Annotated in this window: 18 protein-coding genes and 1 other RNA gene; 8 read left to right on the top strand and 11 right to left on the bottom strand. The window is 54.0% G+C overall.

Annotation, left to right across the window (positions count from 1 at the left end; genetic code table 11):
• Positions 1-69 precede the first annotated feature (69 nt).
• Positions 70-474, bottom strand: coding sequence for a ferric iron uptake transcriptional regulator (gene fur / locus C8K58_RS29670; RefSeq protein ID WP_010562662.1), 405 nt, complete (start codon positions 472-474; stop codon positions 70-72).
• 98 nt (positions 475-572) lie between these two features.
• Between fur and C8K58_RS29665 the strand changes: the two genes are divergently transcribed.
• A complete protein-coding gene (locus C8K58_RS29665) occupies positions 573-1,100 on the top strand; it encodes an outer membrane protein assembly factor BamE (protein WP_027605355.1) in 528 nt (175 codons plus the stop codon).
• Between the two features lie 62 nt (positions 1,101-1,162).
• Here C8K58_RS29665 and C8K58_RS29660 read toward each other — a convergent pair whose 3' ends face one another.
• Positions 1,163-1,465 carry an RnfH family protein gene (locus tag C8K58_RS29660; protein WP_027605354.1) on the bottom strand — a complete coding sequence of 101 codons (303 nt, stop codon included), beginning with the start codon at positions 1,463-1,465 and terminating at the stop codon, positions 1,163-1,165.
• A complete protein-coding gene (locus tag C8K58_RS29655) occupies positions 1,458-1,892 on the bottom strand; it encodes a type II toxin-antitoxin system RatA family toxin (protein ID WP_027605353.1) in 435 nt (144 codons plus the stop codon). Before C8K58_RS29655 ends, C8K58_RS29660 begins: the two co-directional genes overlap by 8 nt.
• Positions 1,893-2,060: 168 nt before the next feature.
• On the opposite strand from C8K58_RS29655, the gene smpB reads away from it, so the two are divergent.
• Positions 2,061-2,543: an SsrA-binding protein SmpB gene (gene smpB / locus C8K58_RS29650; RefSeq protein WP_014719962.1), complete on the top strand. Its 483-nt coding sequence runs from the start codon at positions 2,061-2,063 to the stop codon at positions 2,541-2,543.
• Positions 2,544-2,578: 35 nt separating this feature from the next.
• On the opposite strand, the gene C8K58_RS29645 is transcribed toward smpB, so the two are convergent.
• The gene (locus tag C8K58_RS29645; RefSeq protein WP_027605352.1) at positions 2,579-3,346 is read right to left on the bottom strand and encodes an FCD domain-containing protein; all 768 of its coding nucleotides are present in this window, start codon (positions 3,344-3,346) and stop codon (positions 2,579-2,581) included.
• A 261-nt stretch (positions 3,347-3,607) separates the two neighbouring features.
• On the opposite strand from C8K58_RS29645, the gene C8K58_RS29640 reads away from it, so the two are divergent.
• The 5 genes from C8K58_RS29640 (at position 3,608) to C8K58_RS29620 (ending at position 10,569) form a co-directional block, all read left to right on the top strand.
• Positions 3,608-5,302 carry a lactate permease LctP family transporter gene (locus C8K58_RS29640; protein ID WP_027605351.1) on the top strand — a complete coding sequence of 565 codons (1,695 nt, stop codon included), beginning with the start codon at positions 3,608-3,610 and terminating at the stop codon, positions 5,300-5,302.
• A gap of 105 nt (positions 5,303-5,407) precedes the next feature.
• Positions 5,408-8,218: an FAD-binding and (Fe-S)-binding domain-containing protein gene (locus tag C8K58_RS29635; RefSeq protein WP_108574811.1), complete on the top strand. Its 2,811-nt coding sequence runs from the start codon at positions 5,408-5,410 to the stop codon at positions 8,216-8,218.
• A 138-nt stretch (positions 8,219-8,356) separates the two neighbouring features.
• Positions 8,357-8,635 (top strand): hypothetical protein, encoded by a 279-nt coding sequence (locus C8K58_RS29630; RefSeq protein WP_027605349.1) that lies wholly within the window; start codon positions 8,357-8,359, stop codon positions 8,633-8,635.
• A 94-nt stretch (positions 8,636-8,729) separates the two neighbouring features.
• Positions 8,730-9,126, top strand: a transfer-messenger RNA (tmRNA) gene (ssrA, locus tag C8K58_RS29625).
• 186 nt (positions 9,127-9,312) lie between these two features.
• Positions 9,313-10,569, top strand: coding sequence for an integrase domain-containing protein (locus C8K58_RS29620; RefSeq protein ID WP_108574810.1), 1,257 nt, complete (start codon positions 9,313-9,315; stop codon positions 10,567-10,569).
• Between the two features lie 664 nt (positions 10,570-11,233).
• Here C8K58_RS29620 and C8K58_RS29615 read toward each other — a convergent pair.
• The 6 genes from C8K58_RS29615 to C8K58_RS29590 form a co-directional block, all read right to left on the bottom strand.
• Positions 11,234-12,451 (bottom strand): OprD family porin, encoded by a 1,218-nt coding sequence (locus C8K58_RS29615; protein WP_371921660.1) that lies wholly within the window; start codon positions 12,449-12,451, stop codon positions 11,234-11,236.
• A gap of 349 nt (positions 12,452-12,800) precedes the next feature.
• Positions 12,801-13,604, bottom strand: a complete 804-nt coding sequence (locus C8K58_RS29610; protein WP_108574818.1) for an amino acid ABC transporter ATP-binding protein — start codon at positions 13,602-13,604, stop codon at positions 12,801-12,803.
• A complete protein-coding gene (locus tag C8K58_RS29605; RefSeq protein WP_108574808.1) occupies positions 13,604-14,542 on the bottom strand; it encodes an amino acid ABC transporter permease in 939 nt (312 codons plus the stop codon). Before C8K58_RS29605 ends, C8K58_RS29610 begins: the two co-directional genes overlap by 1 nt.
• Positions 14,539-15,432: an ABC transporter substrate-binding protein gene (locus tag C8K58_RS29600; protein WP_218279014.1), complete on the bottom strand. Its 894-nt coding sequence runs from the start codon at positions 15,430-15,432 to the stop codon at positions 14,539-14,541. Before C8K58_RS29600 ends, C8K58_RS29605 begins: the two co-directional genes overlap by 4 nt.
• 29 nt (positions 15,433-15,461) lie before the next feature.
• Entirely contained in the window at positions 15,462-16,253 is a 792-nt protein-coding gene (locus C8K58_RS29595; protein ID WP_108574806.1) for a deaminated glutathione amidase, read from the bottom strand.
• Between the two features lie 215 nt (positions 16,254-16,468).
• Complete coding sequence (locus tag C8K58_RS29590) at positions 16,469-17,434, bottom strand: ABC transporter substrate-binding protein (RefSeq protein WP_108574805.1); 966 nt, start codon at positions 17,432-17,434, stop codon at positions 16,469-16,471.
• 115 nt (positions 17,435-17,549) lie between these two features.
• Here C8K58_RS29590 and C8K58_RS29585 point away from each other — a divergent pair, with 115 nt between their 5' ends.
• Positions 17,550-18,914: a PLP-dependent aminotransferase family protein gene (locus tag C8K58_RS29585; protein WP_054092780.1), complete on the top strand. Its 1,365-nt coding sequence runs from the start codon at positions 17,550-17,552 to the stop codon at positions 18,912-18,914.
• A 150-nt stretch (positions 18,915-19,064) separates the two neighbouring features.
• Here the strand turns inward: C8K58_RS29585 and C8K58_RS29580 are convergent.
• The coding region (locus tag C8K58_RS29580) for a TauD/TfdA family dioxygenase (RefSeq protein WP_108574804.1) at positions 19,065-19,634 on the bottom strand (570 nt) is incomplete at its 5' end.

Here is a 19,634-nt window from a genome sequence, read left to right as displayed (position 1 = left end):
TTATAGAAAGCACGAAGGCGACCCTAGGGTCGCCTTCGATCGTTTCGCAGAGCAATTCTGCGTCGCTTTTTACTTTTTCTTACGGATGTACAACACAAGATTGTGGTCGACCAAATCGAAACCATGCTCCTCAGCAATTTCGTGCTGGAGCTTTTCGATTGCCGGGCTGGTGAACTCGATAACCTCATTGGTATCCAGGTCAACCATGTGGTCGTGATGACCACCGTCAGCCAATTCGAACACAGCATGACCGCCGTCGAAATTATGACGAACCACCAGCCCTGCGGCTTCAAACTGGGTCAGTACACGGTAAACCGTGGCCAGGCCGACGTCCTCGTTAGACTCCATCAGCGCCTTGTAAACATCCTCGGCACTCATGTGGCGCTGCTCAGCAGAATCGAGCATTTGTAGAATCTTGACTCGTGGCAGAGTCACTTTAAGACCGGCTTTGCGTAGTTCGCTATTTTCAACCATGGTTAGCTTTCTCGCGGATGCTGCTTCGCAGCTTCTCTTAATACGGGTATGATCGGCGTTTACGTTGTCCCAGCCAAGATAGTGGAAGTCGCCCACCGATGCAAAACACCAAGCTCTTGCTAACCAGTTTCACCTTTGTGGGACTGCTCGCACTCGCCGGTTGTTCATTCCCCGGGGTTTACAAAATCGACATCCAGCAGGGCAATGTCGTCACGCAGGACATGATAGACCAGTTACGCCCGGGAATGACCCGACGGCAAGTACGGTTTATCATGGGCAACCCCCTGCTGACCGACACTTTCCACGCCGATCGCTGGGATTATCTCTACAGCCTGCAGCCTGGTGGCGGTGAACGCCAACAGGAGCGTGTCAGCGTCATTTTCAATGGCAATGACCAGCTTGTCAGCCTGTCGGGTGACTTCATGCCAGGCGTAAGCCGTGATCAAGCGCTGCTCGGCAACGATAACGGCACAAACGTGACTGCACCTGTGCAGGAAAGCGAGAAGCCGAAGTCCGAAGTACCGGCCAAGCCAGGCTCCTTGCTCGACAAGATCCAGAAAGACGTCGACGGGGTCGAAACGGTCCCCGTCCCGACGCCTCAGCCTCTGGACACCAGCCCGCAGTAACATTGCGGCGCATATAAAAAGCCCGGCATGCCGGGCTTTTTGCTGCCTGTCATTCAGCCAGCCTATGGATGCTGCCGCTTCGCCAACGCCGCCTTGGCAGCACGCAGCCTGCGCACTTCTTTAGGGTCCACAAGCAAGGGCCGATAGATTTCAATGCGATCGCCCGATTGTGCGGGGCGCACCTCCGCATCCGTGACGACCTTACCGAATACCCCCAAGGGGCAAGCAGCCAGATCCAGCTCAGGAAACTGCATAGCCATCCCTGACAATTGCACGGCTGCACGCAGACTGGTTCCCGAAGCCACCGTCAGCGCCAGCAGAACCTGGCGATCCTCGGCGGCATAAACCACCTCGACCTCAACCATGCAATTGCTTGGCTCGCTGACAGAATGCATCCACCAGGGTATTGGCCGCCTGATTGAACAACGGCCCCAATGTGGCCCGCACAATCGGCCCAGCGTAATCAAACGACAAATCCAGGCTGATCTTGCAGGCTTTGTCGGTAAGCGCCTTGAAAACCCATACACCATGCAGCTGGGTAAACGGCCCTTCCTGCAAATTCATTTCAATGGACTTGCCCGGCACCAGCGCATTCCGCGTAACAAAGTGCTGACTGAGCCCGCCTTTCGCCACCCCAACACTGGCAACCATATGTTCATCACTGCTTTCCAGCACCTCGGCAGTTGAGCACCAAGGCAGGAATTCCGGGTAACGCGCCACGTCGTTGACCAGGTCATAGAGCGCCTGCGCCGGATAGGGCAGCAGGGCCGAACGTTGAATATGCGTCGTCATGTGTGCGTGATTTCCACAGCTGAGCGGCAAACATCGCGAAACAACAGTCCGATCCGCGAAAGAAAAAAACCAAAGAACTGCCGGTATTGTCCGGGATTCGACCAACACGCTCAAGCACGCAGGTTGACCGTAGCCGACACGCTCGCAACTCCCTATAATGCCGCCCCTATGGCTAAACAAAAGAAACACCCCACAGGGACCATCGCGCAAAATAAAAAAGCGCGACACGATTACTTCATCGAACATCGGTTCGAGGCTGGTCTGGTCCTGGCCGGCTGGGAAGTAAAGAGTCTGCGTGCCAGCAAGTTGCAACTGGTCGACAGCTACGTATTGCTCAAGGATGGCGAGGCATGGCTGCTTGGCAGTCATATCACCCCGCTGACAACCGCGAGCACCCACGTGATTGCCGACCCGGTGCGCACGCGCAAACTATTGCTCAATGCCCGCGAACTGGAAAAGCTCGCCGCAGCCGTACAGCAGAAAGGCTATGCCTGTGTCTGCCTGTCCTGGTATTGGAGCAAGCACCTGGTCAAGTGCGAGATCGCACTGGGCAAGGGCAAGAAGGAATACGATAAGCGTGATACTGAGCGCGAACGCGATTCCAACCGCGAACTGCATCGCGCGGTGCGCAACAAAGGCAAGGAAGAATAATCCTTGTAACGATGTAGCCTCGGGACTTCCCCCGGCTACATCCCCTTGCGCCGCTCCGCCCGCGCCACGCGCTGAACCTCCTGACGTACTTCCTCCAACACTTCCTGCACGTACTCCAGGTGACGTGTCGAGACTTCTCGCGCGTGTTCTGCCCGGCCCTCGATAATCGCCATGTACAGCTCTCGGTGCTGACTGATCAGCATGTCGCGCGTCTCCGTACGTTGCTGATACATGCCGCCAATATTGGTCACCACGTTACGCTTGAGCAGGTCGAACAAGCCGCGAATGGTGTGCAGCAACACCGCGTTATGGCTGGCCTCCGCAATGGCCAGGTGAAACTGTGCATCCGCAGCCCCCTCCTCGACCCGGCTCACGTCATCAACGCGGGCATAGCAATCCTGCAACGTCTCGAATGCAGCGGTCAGCCGCTCACGGTCGACCTCAGTCGCTCGCAATGCTGCGTAATAAGCACAGGACGCTTCAAGGGTCTGGCGAAACTCCAGCAGGTCACGCTGGGCCTCAGGATTGTTTTCCAGCAGATGCAGCAGCGGATCGCTGAACGTCGAGCCCAGTGACTCGGCAACATAATTGCCCCCTCCCTGACGGCTCACCAACAAGCCCTTGGCCGCCAGCTTCTGAATCGCCTCCCGCAACGACGGACGCGACACACCAAACTGTTCAGCCAAAGCGCGCTCGGCCGGCAAGCGTTCACCCGACTTCAACGTGCCCTCAAGGATCATCCCCTCAAGCTGCTCGACAATATCGTCAGACAAACGGCGCTGACGCACCTGATCAAACCCCATAACTCACTCTCCACCATCCCGACCACTCGCCGGGCCCTCTATTCTGGCCTATCGCCGCCCTTCCAGCACCTATCAGAACCGCTTCGATTCACCCGATCAAACCACCTCGCCTGCCGGGCTACGACCAAAGTTTCGCAAGCGGCAAATTGACACATACCCCGAAGACTTTTAACCTAGCCTCCGGCGATTGTAAATTGGTATTACCAATTATCCAAATCGACTATGAAGTGCCTGACCAACAACAATTAGGGGCCACCCCATATGCAAACCTGGCAACAGCTCTACAGCCCGCTCGGCAGCCTCGGCCTGTCCGCACTGGCCGCCGTTATTCCGATCGTGTTCTTCTTCCTGGCTCTGGCCGTGTTTCGCCTCAAAGGCCACGTGGCCGGCAGCATCACGCTGGCGTTGTCGATACTGGTAGCGATCTTTGCCTTCCACATGCCAGTGGACATGGCGCTGGCCGCCGCCGGTTACGGTTTTGCCTATGGCCTGTGGCCTATTGCCTGGATCATTGTCGCGGCGGTGTTTCTCTACAAACTCACCGTCAAGAGCGGCCAATTCGAGATCATCCGCAGCTCTGTCCTGTCGATCACCGATGACCAGCGTCTGCAGGTGCTGTTGATCGGCTTCTGCTTCGGCGCATTCCTGGAAGGTGCTGCCGGTTTCGGCGCCCCCGTGGCGATTACCGCCGCACTGCTGGTAGGCCTGGGCTTCAACCCTCTGTACGCGGCCGGCCTGTGCCTGATTGCCAACACCGCACCCGTCGCCTTTGGCGCCCTGGGAATTCCGATCATCGTTGCCGGGCAAGTGACCGGAATCGATGCATTCAAGATCGGCGCCATGACTGGCCGCCAACTGCCGCTGCTGTCGCTGTTCGTGCCGTTCTGGCTGGTCTTCATGATGGATGGCCTGCGCGGCGTTCGCGAAACCTGGCCAGCTGCGCTGGTCGCGGGCCTGAGCTTTGCCATTACGCAGTACTTCACGTCCAACTTCATCGGCCCGGAACTGCCGGACATCACCTCGGCCCTGGCCAGCCTGATCTCTCTGACCCTGTTCCTGAAAGTCTGGCAACCCAAACGCACTGCGGGCGCGCAGATTGCCGGCGCCACTTCCGACGCAGCGATTACCGCCAGCGCCGGCGGCTTCGGCCTGCCGCGCAGCACCGTCGCCTCACCTTACAGCCTGGGGCAGATCTTCAAGGCCTGGTCACCTTTCCTGATCCTCACCGTGCTGGTCACCATCTGGACCCTCAAACCGTTCAAGGCGATGTTCGCCGCAGGCGGTTCGATGTACAGCTGGGTATTCAACTTCGCGATCCCGCACCTGGATCAAATGGTGGTCAAGGTCGCACCCATCGTGACCAACCCGACTGCGATCCCAGCGATATTCAAGCTGGACCCGATTTCAGCGACCGGTACCGCGATTTTCTTCTCCGCACTGATCTCGATGCTGGTTCTGAAGATCAACATCAAGATTGGTCTTACCACTTTAAAAGAGACGTTCTACGAGTTGCGTTGGCCGATCCTGTCTATCGGCATGGTGCTGGCCTTCGCCTTTGTCACCAATTACTCCGGCATGTCTTCGACCATGGCGCTGGTATTGGCCGGCACCGGCGCAGCCTTCCCGTTCTTCTCGCCTTTCCTAGGCTGGCTGGGGGTTTTCCTGACAGGCTCCGACACATCGTCCAACGCCCTGTTCAGCTCGTTGCAAGCCACCACGGCGCACCAGATCGGCGTCAACGACACGCTTCTGGTCGCTGCCAACACCAGCGGCGGCGTGACCGGCAAAATGATTTCGCCGCAATCGATCGCCGTGGCCTGCGCCGCTACCGGACTGGTGGGTAAAGAATCCGACCTGTTCCGCTTCACCCTCAAGCACAGCCTGTTCTTCGCCACGATCGTCGGGCTGATCACCCTGGCCCAGGCTTACTGGTTTACCGGCATGCTGGTGCACTAAAGCCGTAGCAATAGGGTCATAAGCGACGCCGGGCTATAACTTCGGCGTCGGCTTTGCGCAATCGTGTCAATACGGCGCCCAGGGGGTGCTGATCCTGGAGGACCAATGAGTCTGCCTGCCGCTTTCCTTGCTGACGTCGCACAGCTGATCCCACAAGATCGACGTTTCGACGATCCACTTTCCACCCTCGCATTCGGCACCGACGCCAGTTTTTACCGATTGATCCCACAACTGGTGATCCGCGTCGAATCGGAAGACGAAGTGGTGGCGCTGCTGCAACTGGCCCAGCGTGAACGTGTGCCGGTAACCTTCCGCGCAGCCGGCACCAGCCTGTCCGGACAAGCGATAAGCGACTCGGTACTGATCGTACTGGGGGACAATTGGAACGGCCGTGAGATTCGTGGGCAAGGCACTCAGATCCGCCTGCAACCCGGCGTCATCGGCGCACAGGCCAACGCCTGGCTGGCGCCATTCGGGCGCAAGATCGGCCCAGACCCGGCGTCGATCAATGCCTGCAAGATCGGCGGAATCGTCGCCAACAACGCCAGTGGCATGTGCTGCGGTACGGCGCAGAACACCTATCACACCCTGGCCGGAATTCGTCTGGTCCTGGCCGATGGCAGCCGCCTCGATACAGAAGACGCAAGCAGCGTTACGGCGTTTCGTGAACAGCACGGCGCACTGCTCGAGCGCCTGGCCACACTCGGCCGTGAAACGCGGGCAAACGCTGAATTGGCAGCAAAAATCCGCCACAAATACCGTCTGAAAAATACCACCGGCCTGTCACTCAACGCCCTGGTGGATTTTGATGAACCACTGGATATCCTCAGCCATTTATTGGTGGGCTCCGAGGGAACCCTAGGGTTTATCAGCGCAGTCACCTACGACACCGTGATCGACCACCCGAACAAGGCGTCGGCGTTGATCGTGTTTCCGGATGTGGAGACCTGCTGCAACGCAGTCACCGTCCTGAAGACCCAACCGGTGTCGGCCGTCGAGCTGCTGGACCGACGCAGCATGCGCTCGGTGCAGAACAAACCGGGCATGCCCGCATTCGTACAGCACTTGTCAGAAAGTGCCTGCGCCCTGCTGATTGAATCCCGCGCCGCATCGCCGTCATTGCTGCATGAACAATTGGCGCTGATCATGGCGTCGCTGGCCGGTTTCCCGGTGGAGAAACAGGTCGACTTCACCGAAGACCCTGTGGAAAACGCCCGCCTGTGGGCCATCCGCAAGGACACCTTCCCCGCCGTAGGAGCCGTACGCAAAACCGGCACCACGGTGATCATCGAAGACGTCACCTTCCCGGTCGAGCAACTGGCCATTGGCGTGAACCGTTTGATCGAACTGTTCGACAAGCATCACTACGACGAAGCCATCCTTTTCGGACATGCCCTGGAAGGCAATCTGCACTTTGTGTTCACCCAAGGCTTCAACAGCGCGGATGAAGTCACACGCTATCAAGCGTTCATGGATGACGTCGCGCAATTGGTGGCCGTGGAGTTCGGCGGTTCGCTGAAAGCCGAACACGGTACCGGCCGCAATATGGCACCCTTCGTGGAGCTGGAATGGGGCAGCGACGCCTATCAATTGATGTGGCAACTCAAACGCCTGCTCGACCCCAACGGCATCCTCAACCCGGACGTGGTGCTCAGCCAAGACCCGCAGATTCACCTCAAGCACCTCAAGCCGCTGCCTGCGGCCGACGAGCTTGTGGATAAGTGCATTGAGTGCGGTTTCTGTGAACCGGTGTGCCCATCGAAAGGCCTGACGTTGAGCCCGCGCCAGCGCATCGTGATCTGGCGAGATATACAGGCGAAAAAACGCGCCGGCGTCGACACCACCGAATTGGAGGCGGCCTACCACTACCAGGGCATCGACACGTGCGCCGCCACCGGCCTATGCGCCCAACGCTGTCCGGTAGGAATCAATACCGGCGACCTGGTGAAAAAACTGCGAAGCCGTGACGCCGACCGTACGAAAACCGCCGAATGGCTGGCCACCCATTTCGCCACGGCACTGCAAGGTGCACGCTTTACCCTGCATGTAGCCAATGGTGCACGCATGCTGCTGGGAGCGCCTCGCCTGGCGAAGCTGTCGGCCACCATGACCAAGTTGTCCAAGGGGCAGATTCCGCAGTGGACCAACGCCATGCCACAACCGGAAAAAGCCATTCGCTTCAGCCCGGCGGTGACGGATGAGCGGCCACGGGTGGTCTACCTAGCGGCCTGCGTCTCACGCGCCATGGGCCCGGCGGCCGGTGATAAAGAGCAGATGTCGTTGTACGAAAAAACCCAGGGCCTGCTGGAAAAAGCCGGTTACCAGGTCGTGTTTCCCGACAACCAGGACAACCTGTGCTGCGGCCAGCCTTTCGCTTCCAAAGGCTACGCCGAACAGGCAGAACACAAACGCCAGGAACTGATCGGCGCCCTGCTCCATGCCAGCCGCGGCGGCCTGGACCCGATCTATTGCGACACCAGCCCCTGCACCCTGCGCCTGGTGCAAGACCTTGGCGAAACGCGCCTGGACCTTTACGACCCCGTACGTTTCATCCGCACGCACCTGATGGACCGTCTCGACTTCACACCGCAGGAGGCGCCGATCGCCGTACACGTCACCTGCAGCACCCAACACCTGGGAGAAAGCCAGGCGCTGATCGACCTGGCCCGCCGTTGTGCCAAGACCGTGGTGATCCCGGAAGGCATTCACTGCTGCGGGTTTGCCGGCGACAAAGGTTTCACCACGCCGGAACTCAACGCCCACTCGCTGCGCTCCCTCAAGGATGCAGTGCAGTACTGCAGTGAAGGCATCTCCACCAGCCGCACCTGCGAGATCGGCCTGAGCCAGCATGGCGGCATCGACTATCACGGATTGGTGTACCTCGTGGATCGCGTGACCCAGGCCCGCGCCCATTGATCCCGCAAAAAAAACAGAACCCCTGCGCGCTGGCGTAGTCATCTGCATAGGCCTCGACGCACGAGGCCCATCAGTGATGTCGCTGGCAGCCCATGAACGCCAGCAGCGTCGAGCCTTTTTTGCGCAAGGAGATACCCTATGAAGCGTTCCGCTCTTGCTGGCTTGTTCATTACCGCTGCGATGTTGGCCTCCCCTGCTTTCGCTGCTGGCGAGCCCGACCTGTGCAAGATCAACCTGGACAAAATCAACAACGGTAAAGCGCTGCTCGCCACTGACACCAGTGGCAAAAGCGGCGAAATCGACACAGCCGTCTCCCAAGCCAAGGCCGCCCACGCCGCTGGTGATGACAAGAAGTGCATCGAAATCACCTCCAAGGCCCTGCAAGACCTGCAGAACCTCGACAAAGGCGGCCAGTAAACGAGAGGGTCAACCTTCGGGTTGGCCTTCCGTGACCGTTTGGCGTACACTGCACAGGCTTGTCACTCACTATGAAACAACGAGTTACAAGCACGGGGCCGTTTAGGATTCGACGCCGGTCGCGAAACTTTAGGTGCATGCCGAGTTGGTAACAGAACTCGTAAATCCACTGTTGCAACTACTTATAGTTGCCAATGACGAAAACTACGGCCAGGAATTCGCTATCGCTGCGTAAGCAGCCTTAGACCTGAGCTTCTGGTACCTTCGGGTCCAGCAATCACCAGGGGATGTCTGTAAACCCAAAGTGATTGTCATATAGAACAGAATCGCCGTGCAGTACGTTGTGGACGAAGCGGCTAAAACTTACACAACTCGCCCAAAGCACCCTGCCCTTCGGGTCGCTGAGGGTTAACTTAATAGAAACGGCTACGCATGTAGTACCGACAGCGGAGTACTGGCGGACGGGGGTTCAAATCCCCCCGGCTCCACCACTTTTACATCTAAAGACGTCCAAGGACGTCTTTTTTTGTGCCTGAAATCCAGCAAATACGGGGATTTCAGGGCTATTGTGGGCTTTGGAAGTTTTCTGAGTTCCAGGCACTTTGGTATCCCAGGTGGTATCCCGGGCTACCAGGTGCTATTTTCAGGATACCAAAACGGTGCTGGAGGTAGCCCCCATGCCTACTAACGCAACCCGCCTCTCTGATCGCCAGCTCAAGGCAGTTAAGGCAACTGGTAAAGACTTCGTCCTCAGCGACGGCGATGGCTTGCAGCTTCGAGTACGCGCCAGCGGCTCGATGATGTGGAATTTTAATTACCGCGAGCCGTTAACCAGAAGCCGTATCAATATGGCACTCGGTCCATACCCAGACCTCTCGTTAGCCAACGCCCGAAAGAAAGCCGTAGAGGCACGTGAGTTGCTCGCTCTGGGCATTGATCCCAAAACCCAACGCGATGAGCTACGGCAAGCCAAGCTCGCTAAAACTGAACACACGTTCGAGAAGGTGGCCACGGCCTGGTTCGAGTTGAAGAAAGACTCCGTAACCAAGGCCTACGCCGAAGACATCTGGCGTTCGCTAACTCTTCATGTTTTCCCCAGCATGAAAACGACGCCGCTCTCGCAAATCACTGCTCCGATGGTTATCAAGATCCTCCGTCCAATTGAGGCCAAAGGCAGTCTCGAAACGGTGAAGCGATTGAGCCAACGGCTCAACGAGATCATGACCTACGGGGTCAACTCCGGGCTGATATTCGCGAACCCCCTCAATGGAATTCGGGCAGTGTTCAAAAAGCCCAAGAAAGAGAACATGGCCGCGCTACCACCCGAGGAGCTGCCCGAGCTCATGATGGAAATCGCGAACGCCAGCATCAAGCGCACAACTCGCTGCCTGATCGAATGGCAACTGCACACGATGACTCGTCCTGCCGAGGCGGCGACCACCCGATGGGCAGACATCGACTTCGACAAGCGCATTTGGACCATTCCCCCAGAGCGCATGAAAAAGCGTCGGCCGCACACAATCCCGCTAACCGACCAGGCACTCTCGTTGCTGGAGACACTCAAGCACCACAGCGGGAACAGGGAATACGTATTCCCTTCAGACAGGAACCCGCGCACCCACGCCAATAGCCAGACCGCCAACATGGCGTTGAAACGCATGGGCTTTCAGGACCGTCTCGTCAGCCACGGCTTGCGCTCGATGGCGAGCACCATCCTGAATGAGCATGGCTGGGACCCGGAGCTGGTTGAGGTCGCGTTAGCGCATGTCGACAAGGATGAAGTTCGGAGCGCTTACAACCGAGCGGATTACATCGACCGCCGGCGCCCGATGATGGCGTGGTGGAGCGAGTACATCCAGAAGGCAGCAATCGGCAGTCTATCGGCGTCTGCGATCAACCAAACCAAGGAACGAAACGTCTTCCCAATACGCTAAGCGTGGATAGGTTGGCGACAGCGGGACAACCCGCGTAATCCATGGCGTGCTGCATCGCGACGGAAGTAGCGACTGTCGCCAAATCTCACCCATGCGCGCGGCACTCCAGCCAAGCCCTGAACATGGGAAGGCTCATCGCTGGTTGAGCAACTGCGAAGCTACAGTACGAGGCCAAACATCGAGGACCTTCCGGTATCGTAGGATATTGTTAGCTTGTCGCCACGCGACAGTCCAGCAACGCGTAGTCTGTCGCCCCCTTTCAGGGATCCACTCAACCTTGATAGAACGAGCAAGTGAGGAAACTGCCGCTGTATCACCAGTAGTTATTTCCTCTGTAAAGTGAACATAATGAGGACAACTCTCCGGATACAAAAAAAGCGACCCAAAGTCGCTTTTTTAGTTTCACCTCGCAGGTTCAGTCCCTCAAAGCTATGTATGGCGCAGCGGACGGGCTCATAACTCATCCTCTAAATTATTGTAGCTGGAGGTAGGCATGCATGCGCATGCCTACTAAAAAAGCGCAACAAAGAAAAATCGACATTAACTCGTGAAGCAACCTAGCCAGAATCATCAACAATCGCTAGCCAGGACAGCCAGATACGCACGCGGTGTAAAACTACATCAACCAGTAGCGATCGTAGGTATCACAGCGCGCATAGTAGACTTAAAATATATTGATCGGATAGTTGGTGATGATGCGAAAGTCATCCAACTGGCCGCCACGATCACCACTTCGATAACTGGCTTGGCGCAACGCAACTGATAGGTTCTTGACTGGACCACTTTGCACGACATATCGAATATCCATGTCGCGCTCCCAAGCCTTACCATCGATATCGCCACCGACGCTATCTTTGAAATCGTACCCTTTGACATAACGAGCCATGAAGGTGAGCCCTGGAATCCCGTACGGCGCCAGATTCAGATCATATCGGGCCTGCACAGATTTTTCGTTTTCATAGTCGAAATCCGAATAGGTCACGCCATTGTCGAATGAATAAGTGGAGCCACCATCCGGTCCATATTTATAATCACCAGTCCCAGTAACTTTCTGATACCCCAAAGAGAAGCCATGAGCACCGATGGTATAGGTAACGAGCGCACTCCAAATTTTGTTATCAAGATCGCCAGCTCTAGCTTCTTCAATACTTTTAGTACCATAACCGTTGAAAGCGATGTTCACCGTTTGCCCAGCAGTAACCGGATAGAGGTAGTTGACGTTAACATAGTATTTCCGCCAATACTCTTCAGTTTTTGCGTAGTACAAGCTACTTGTCAGACCAGGCACTGACTCCTTGAAGTTATAAACACCACCAATGTAATCAACAGCTGTCATGCCCACGCTATCGCGGGTGCTCTGGTTTAGCCCGGTCAGACTGGTAAAATGGCCTGCGTCTACTCGCAGGTTCTTGATCTCTTTACTACTCAACGAGAACCCGTCCAAGGTCTGGGGCAGCAGACGGCCATCATTGGTATACAAGACAGGAATGGTGCTGGTTTGAGTACCATATTTAAACACGGTGTTTGAAATGCGGACTTTGAAAACACCTCCGCCTTTGGAGTAATTATCCTTTGCTCCATGTGAATCATATTCAAGCAGACTTGTGCCACCGCCGTACCGGCCATCACCGGTATCGAGTTTCTGCCCATACATCCCTATTATTCCAACGCCGAAGCCGACAGTTCCTTGGGTGAAACCGGATTCGAGTATGCCAGTGAAACCCTGAGCCCACTCCTCACCGTAACTTCGTGTCGCGCCAGCAGCACGGTTGTCACGGTTCATATAAAAATTGCGAGCATTGATGGTGAATTTGGAATCCTCGACAAAGCCCTTTGAATCGGACTGATCACTTGCAAATGTAGTCTGGCTCCCCGCCATCATCACAATCGAGGACACCAATGCCAACTTATTGAAATTTTTCATTGCCACTCCTAAAGTATATCGCTCTAGATATACGGCGATTTAGAAACAGTATGGGCAGTAGTAAAGCGCGCAGCTGTTGGCCGGCCGCTCTATGGCAGCCACACCTGGACATCCTAGTAACTAAACTATTGAGAACAAGATCATCTTACAAACTAAACAGTCAGTATTTGACAGCGCAAAGCGAATGTCGGAATTCACTTTTTCCTGATATGCGGGGGAGCCTCATACTGCGCTGCACTTGGTATCGCGCCTCGTTCCTCCCTCTCGAACCACCGACATAACACGATTACATCCGTGTATTGTTCAATCAGGTGAAACGACTTAAGAACATCTGCGTTCGAGGGTGCTGAGGATTACCAATTACCTCCTCAGGAGTACCAGCCTCAACCACTACACCTTGATCCATGAACACCACTCGATCAGCAGCTTCCTTAGCAAATGAAATTTCGTGGGTAACAACTATCATTGTCAGCCCCTGATCCGCCAAGGAGCGCATAGTAGCGAGGACTTCTCCTACCAGCTCCGGATCCAGTGCTGATGTAGGCTCATCAAAAAGCATTAATTTCGGCTTTATAGCAAGTGCTCTGGCAATTGCAACGCGCTGTTGCTGCCCGCCCGAGAGTTGCTTTGGATAGGAATTCGCTTTTTCAAACAATCCGACACTTTTCAATAGAGTTTCTGCTTCAGCCTTTGATTGTTTGAAATTTTGTTTATGCACCCCGACAGGCGCTTCGAAAATATTCTCCAGAATCGTCAGGTGCGGGTACAGGTTAAATTGCTGGAAAACCATACCAATTTTGCTGCGTTGCTTAGCTACTGCGGCAGATGACGCCTTACGCAAGAGACCTCGTTTGACCGTGTAGCCAACTTGTTCATCACCAACAAGGATAGAGCCAGAGTCCATTTTTTCGAGGTGATTTATACAACGAAGAAATGTCGATTTCCCGGATCCTGAAGGACCAAGAATTACGACCACTTCACCCTCGCGAACATCCAAATCAATCCCTTTCAAAACTTGGTGGGCACCAAAGCTCTTGCAAACATTTCTAGCTGTAACAACCAATTGGCGCTCGTGCTTCGACTTGTTTTTGCCGCTGGACAAATTGCTCATCATTTCACCTCAAATCCAACGGTAGTAGAATGCTCAACCGCTTCATTCGCTGGATTGGATACATTTAAACCATGCTCTCCTCGGGCGTAGTAACGCTCAATATAGCGTTGGAAAACATTCAGTATCGACGTGATAAACAGGTACCAGGCGACTGCGACCATCAGCATAGGTATGATTTCAAACGTTCGGTTATACACGGCTTGCACAGAGTACAACAGATCACCCATAGCAATAACACTGACTAGTGATGTAGCTTTGATTAGACTGATCACTTGGCTCCCGGTTGGAGGAATTATGGTACGCATTGCTTGGGGTATAATGATCCGCCGTAACGCCCGCCCTCGCGTCATCCCAAAAGCCATCGCTGTTTCAGCTTGCTTACTATCGACTGAGATGAGGCCACTTCGAATGATCTCAGTCATATAGGCCGCTTCATTCAACGCAAGTCCAACGATTGCAGCCGTTAAGGGAGTAATCAAGCTATTGGTAGTCCATTGCCCCAAAGTCGGACCAAATGGAATGCTGACGGTGATTTGTGGAAACAATGCCGAGAGGTTGTACCAGAAAATCAACTGCACCAATAACGGTGTACCTCGGAATATCCAAATATACACGCCGGACATGTTTCTTAGCAGCAGGCTATCGGATACCCGCATCAACGCCAAAACGATCCCAATGACGATGCCCAGCACCATTGCCACGGCTGTTAATCCAAGAGTCACAGCAAGGCCGTCAAGGACACTAGGATTGAAAAGCCATTTCCCTACGACGGGCCATTGAAAGCTGTCGTTATGCGAAATAAGCCAGATAAATTTAGCTAAAATGAACAGCGCAACTGCCCAGGCCAGCCACCGACCATATGGCCTTGATGCGAGCGCCCGGGAGACATCCCGATCTATGGAGTTGGCTCCCAGAGGTGAGGACTTGGGAATGTTCATTTACCAGCTCCGCTTCCAGCCATATTGATGCCAGGCTTTGGAATCATATTGCTTTCCAACTCCCACTTTTTCATGATGGCCGCATATGTCCCATCGTTGAAAAGCTCTTCCATTGCCGCCAAGAGGACCGGCCCAACTGGGGAGTTTTTAGCGACTACGGCACCTTGATAAAGGTGAGGGAAACCATTATCACTACCCGCTCCCGCGATCTCTAGGGCGCCATTGGAACCCTTGACGAAGTGTTTCAGAACGGTCTGAGAGGTGAAAAATGCATCTGCTCGGCTAGCACGGACAGCCAGTACTGCCGCCGGCTCATCAGCGTATGTCTGCACTTCTAGTTCTGGCTTATTATCGTTCTTACACGTTTCAGCCTGTCGCTTAGCCGCCTTTTCGGCAGCCCCACCAGCAAATACCGCTACACGCACACCACATGCCGCTGCCATGCTGTTAATGGCCTTGGGATTTCCTTTCGGGACTGCAAAGACCACATGCTCTTGCACCCAGTCCACAAAATCGTTAGACACCTGCCGATCAGGGAAATCCCCTGCTGGCCCCATGGTCAACTGGTATCGGCCTGAGTTAATTCCCATCAGAATCGCGGGAAAACCCGTGACCACTTCGTGTTGAAATTTAACTCCCAGTAACTGGCTTACGGCATTAGCAAGATCGACACTTGCACCAGCGAGTTGGCCCTTTTCGTCGAGCATCTCGAAAGGTGGAGTGGATGTAGCATTAACTACTGTTATAATCCCGGAATCCAGGATCTCTTTCGGAAGTTTATTTCTCAGCGTGTCATTTACGCTGTGCGCTGGAATATCATTGGCGGCTAGTGCGTGAGCAACTGACCCTATCGCTAGACCAAGAGCAACGACGACGGACGCTAATTTCATGCTATTCACCTCATTGGGTATCAACGATCTTATTTTAGTTCTGGACGTGCAAAACGGCGGTTTTTCAAAACGGGTAATGCTTGGCGCGCGTAGGAGAGCCTTTCAGGATCGATATCAGCAAAAATTAACTGCGGCGCTTCACCCGCGCCGGAAATCACAACACCAAGCGGATCAACCGCGAGACTGGCACCGATATTGCGTTCACCGCATTCACCCACCGCAACCAGATAGCAGGTATTTTCCAGAGCACGGGCCGTACAGAGCGTATTCCAGTGCATTTCTTTTAACGGCCCCTTGACCCACGCGGCCGTCAGTACCAGAACGTCAGCGCCATCGTCTGCAAGCCTTCTAGCCATCTCTGGGAATCGAAGATCGTAGCAAGTCATAAGTCCGATTTTCAGCCCATCGACGTCGATGAGGCTAGGGATTTCCTCGCCCGGAATGACATCATCTGACTCTTTGGCATCAAAGGCATCATAGAGGTGCAATTTTAGATATTGCCCGATGATCTCGCCATCGCGGATAGTGATAAAGTTATTGCGTACACGGCCGTCGGTCGCGGGATTATGTATACTAAACATCGTCGTTAGGTCACTGCCGCGACTGGCCTCGAGAAGCGCTTTTACAAAAGGACCGTCCAAAGATTGTGCAGTCCGGCGGACAATATCTGGATCGACAATATCCCGCGCCAAAATACCCTCAGGCAGAACGAGTAGTTTCGCGTTAGACTTTTGTGCCGCAACCATATGTTCCACGCAAGTACGAGCATTATCTTGCCACTCACGACTGACGGCAAACTGCCCTAAGGCTACTTTAAGCATTGGTTTAACTCTCTTCTATTTCGGGTAAAAATAACTAGGCACAGCGAATCATCTACTCGGCAAGCGGCAAGTATTCACAATGCTAAAATTCGGCAGATCAACTCAAAGCTTTCGCGCACACAGATTGCGCACTAGATCTTAGCTGTATTCAGTCACGCCTAATGTCGCGACTGTAATTTTGTAGTCTTAACTTATTTCTTATTTTCGTTATTAAGCTAGATTTTGGCAGTATTTGGAAATAACTCTTCTGGCGTCATAACACTGGTTAAGATTCCTTGGGCATGCAGTTCGCAAGCAAAATCTTTTACCATCTTGTAATTTTTAGAAAACCCATTTTCCGACCAATCTTTCTGTAGGTCTTGGGCGGTCCTTCTCAACTCGTCAATGATCCAAGGTGTGGTATCAGCATATTTCTCTCTTTTCTGAATCCACATGTCGGTAGACCGATCAAACAAGTTACTAATCTCGTTGCCCAGCCAAGGCCTATCAGCGAGGACCTCTCTTTTAACCGCGAGCAGGTGGATACCTGGAACATATCCGACACTCTTATAGTAATCTACCTCTTCCGAGCGGCAGGATGGCAGCAACTGCCGTAAACCTGATCCAGGATCATAAAAGCCCCTGGGCATGAAAGGAGTAAATACAGCATCAAGCGTACCCGTCCTCAGCGCATCAACTAAAGACTCATCATTCGGTAACTCACTGATCCTGCCTGGGCGTCCGAAGCCATTTAGACGGTCGAAAATAGAATCATCTTTCGTTAGCCGTCCAACATACCAATCGACATCATTAATATTAATCTGTTCTCTACGCAGTAGGGCTCTTGTCCATGTATTACCGGAGTCGGGCCACCCTGTCAGACCAATTCGTTTACCCGCAAGATCGCCAATGGATTTCAAAGGACTTTCCGTGGTGGTAATAATGCATCGATGTCGGAACGCTCTCATCAAAAAATGAGGAATACCTACCATCTTTACTCCGCCCGCCGCTCGATATTGTGCGTACTGGCTAAACGAAACTTCTCCTCCATCGTAATGACTATTAAGCTCAAGCTCTGGAGGATCCAAGAGTTGGTTGACTCGATCGAGATTTAGCTGCACAGAATCAGACAAAACATCCCCTAGCGCCAAAGGCGTCAGGTAGTCCCAGTCTCGAACAGCTAATCGTAAGCAAAGATTCATGTAGCGATACCTGATTCGTAATATCGACCTGGAAATACATATGGCGTATAGGGATACTAATGATCAATAATCGCCTGTACAATCACTGCTTTGTTATTGAACATTTATAATAGCTATGACTAACAACATATCGATAGACTGGTACATTGATAAGCTTGCGGACACTTCAACCCGTGGCATAGCGCGCGACATGGCGCATCTGATCCGGTGCGGGGACATTCCCTTAGGTACGAAGTTGCCAGCGGTGCGCGACCTAGCCGAAGCAATGAGCGTAAGCCCTGCTACTATCTCGGCCGCATGGAGTCAGCTTCGCCGTTTTCATGTCATAAACGGGAGAGGACGCAACGGCGTCTGGGTGACAGGGGATAGAGCCTCATTAAGGCCTATTCGGTTTGAGACTGAGATAGCAGGTCACTTTGGGGATCGGATCATTGCGAACCTGACGTTAGCACCACCAGATGCAGACCTCTTGCCAGACCTGAATCAAGCCCTGGCTTATGGCGCAAAGGCTCAAAATTTGAACAGCTACGATCGGGAACCCATCACTGAAAACCTATCAAGGGTGGTTGCATCTCGATGGCCTTATCATCCCGAATCCTATCTTGCGCTCAACGGGGGAATTGAAGCCGTCTATACCGTGTTGCGCACCCTGGTCATGCCGGGCACCATGGTTGCTATAGAGAACCCCACAGCAACCAGGTTGCTTGATATCCTCGAAGGACTTGGTGCAAACATAGTTCCTGTAGCCTGCGATGCGCATGGTCCCATTCCGTCATCATTGAAATCGGCGCTGCAGGATGGGGCAGGGATTTTCCTTTTTCAGCCGCGCACTAACACAACCACTGGCCACGTGGTCACACTAACTCGATTAAAAGCTCTGGCTGATGAACTCAAGAGTCACCAGGCACTCATCATCGAAGACGATGGGCTTGGCGACCTTTCTGCTGTTCCTCCAGCAAGCATTGGACAATGGCTTCCTTTGCGGACAGTACACATCGTGTCTTATTCAAAATCCTTAGGGCCGGATTTGCGTGTCGCAGTTCTTTCCTGCACGGGCGAGATTGCCCAACAGATCCGCTCATACCGCAATTTTGGCGCTAGCTGGACAAGTCGCATCCTGCAAGACGCAGTAGCATGGCTGATGGAGGATGCTGCCACACAAGACGCAATTACCGAGGCGCGATCGGTATACTACAAGCGGCGCATGCGCTTGGTGGATGAGCTCTCGCTGCGAGGCGTCGAGGTTAGCGGTGTAGACGGATTGTCTGTATGGCTGCGGGTTCCTGACGAGCAGACTGCGCTCGTGAATATGGCACTGCGTGGCTTTCCTATCTTGCCCGGTAACCAGTTCTCCTTGAACCTCCCTGATCACTATATAAGGGTGGCTACGAGTAGGCTGTCTGAGCACTATGAGGCGATCGCCGAGGCAATTAAAATCTGCGTGAATTTAGGTTCTGGTAAAGAGGGGCGCCGATTCTGATTTACCGAAACCTCAGTTACAACTTACCCACGACGCCAGCGTCACCGCGACCATAGAGTTTCAGAAGCAAGAGCTGATGACCGTTCAATTGCCCTTTCTGAACGTTCGGATGACGTGCCATCAGCTTTTATCGCGATGCTATTTGCGGTTTTAAATTGGCCGCTCGCCGGCAGTCGTAGTGCGGTGCATGATTCGAACACATTCTGGACTGAAAGAGTCCCGCCTGTGCATCGTACAGCGGTTATCCCACATCACCATGTCGCCTTTATGCCAGTGCTGGGTAAAGACCTCACCATTGCAGGCGTGCTTCCAAAGCTGGGCAATCAGGTCATTACTCTCATCCAACGGCATACCAACAATCCACGAACCAACGTCCGCGGCATCTTGGTCGCCTAGATACAAAGCCTGGCGACCACTTTCGCCGTGCGTCCGCACCAGAGGATGCACAATACCCTGCCACTCACGAAAATCTTTGGACTTAGGCACTTCCTTGCCAAGTCTCAAAGCACCTGTCGCATCGTATACGCTTTGGAAGAAAATCTGACGACCTTTAACAGCATTACTCAGGGAGTCCGGCAGCGTTTCATACGCCTGATACATAGATAACCAGTAGGTATCACCGCCTGTTGGTGGAACCTCAACCGCCCGCAAAAGGGCACCAGCTGGGGGACGTTCATAGAACCAGGTATCCGTATGCCAACCCGCTTCACTGTTCCCCAT

Source organism: Pseudomonas sp. GV047, from assembly GCF_003058245.1.
Lineage (GTDB): Bacteria > Pseudomonadota > Gammaproteobacteria > Pseudomonadales > Pseudomonadaceae > Aquipseudomonas > Aquipseudomonas marginalis.
This window is presented reverse-complemented; position numbering and strand designations above follow the sequence as displayed.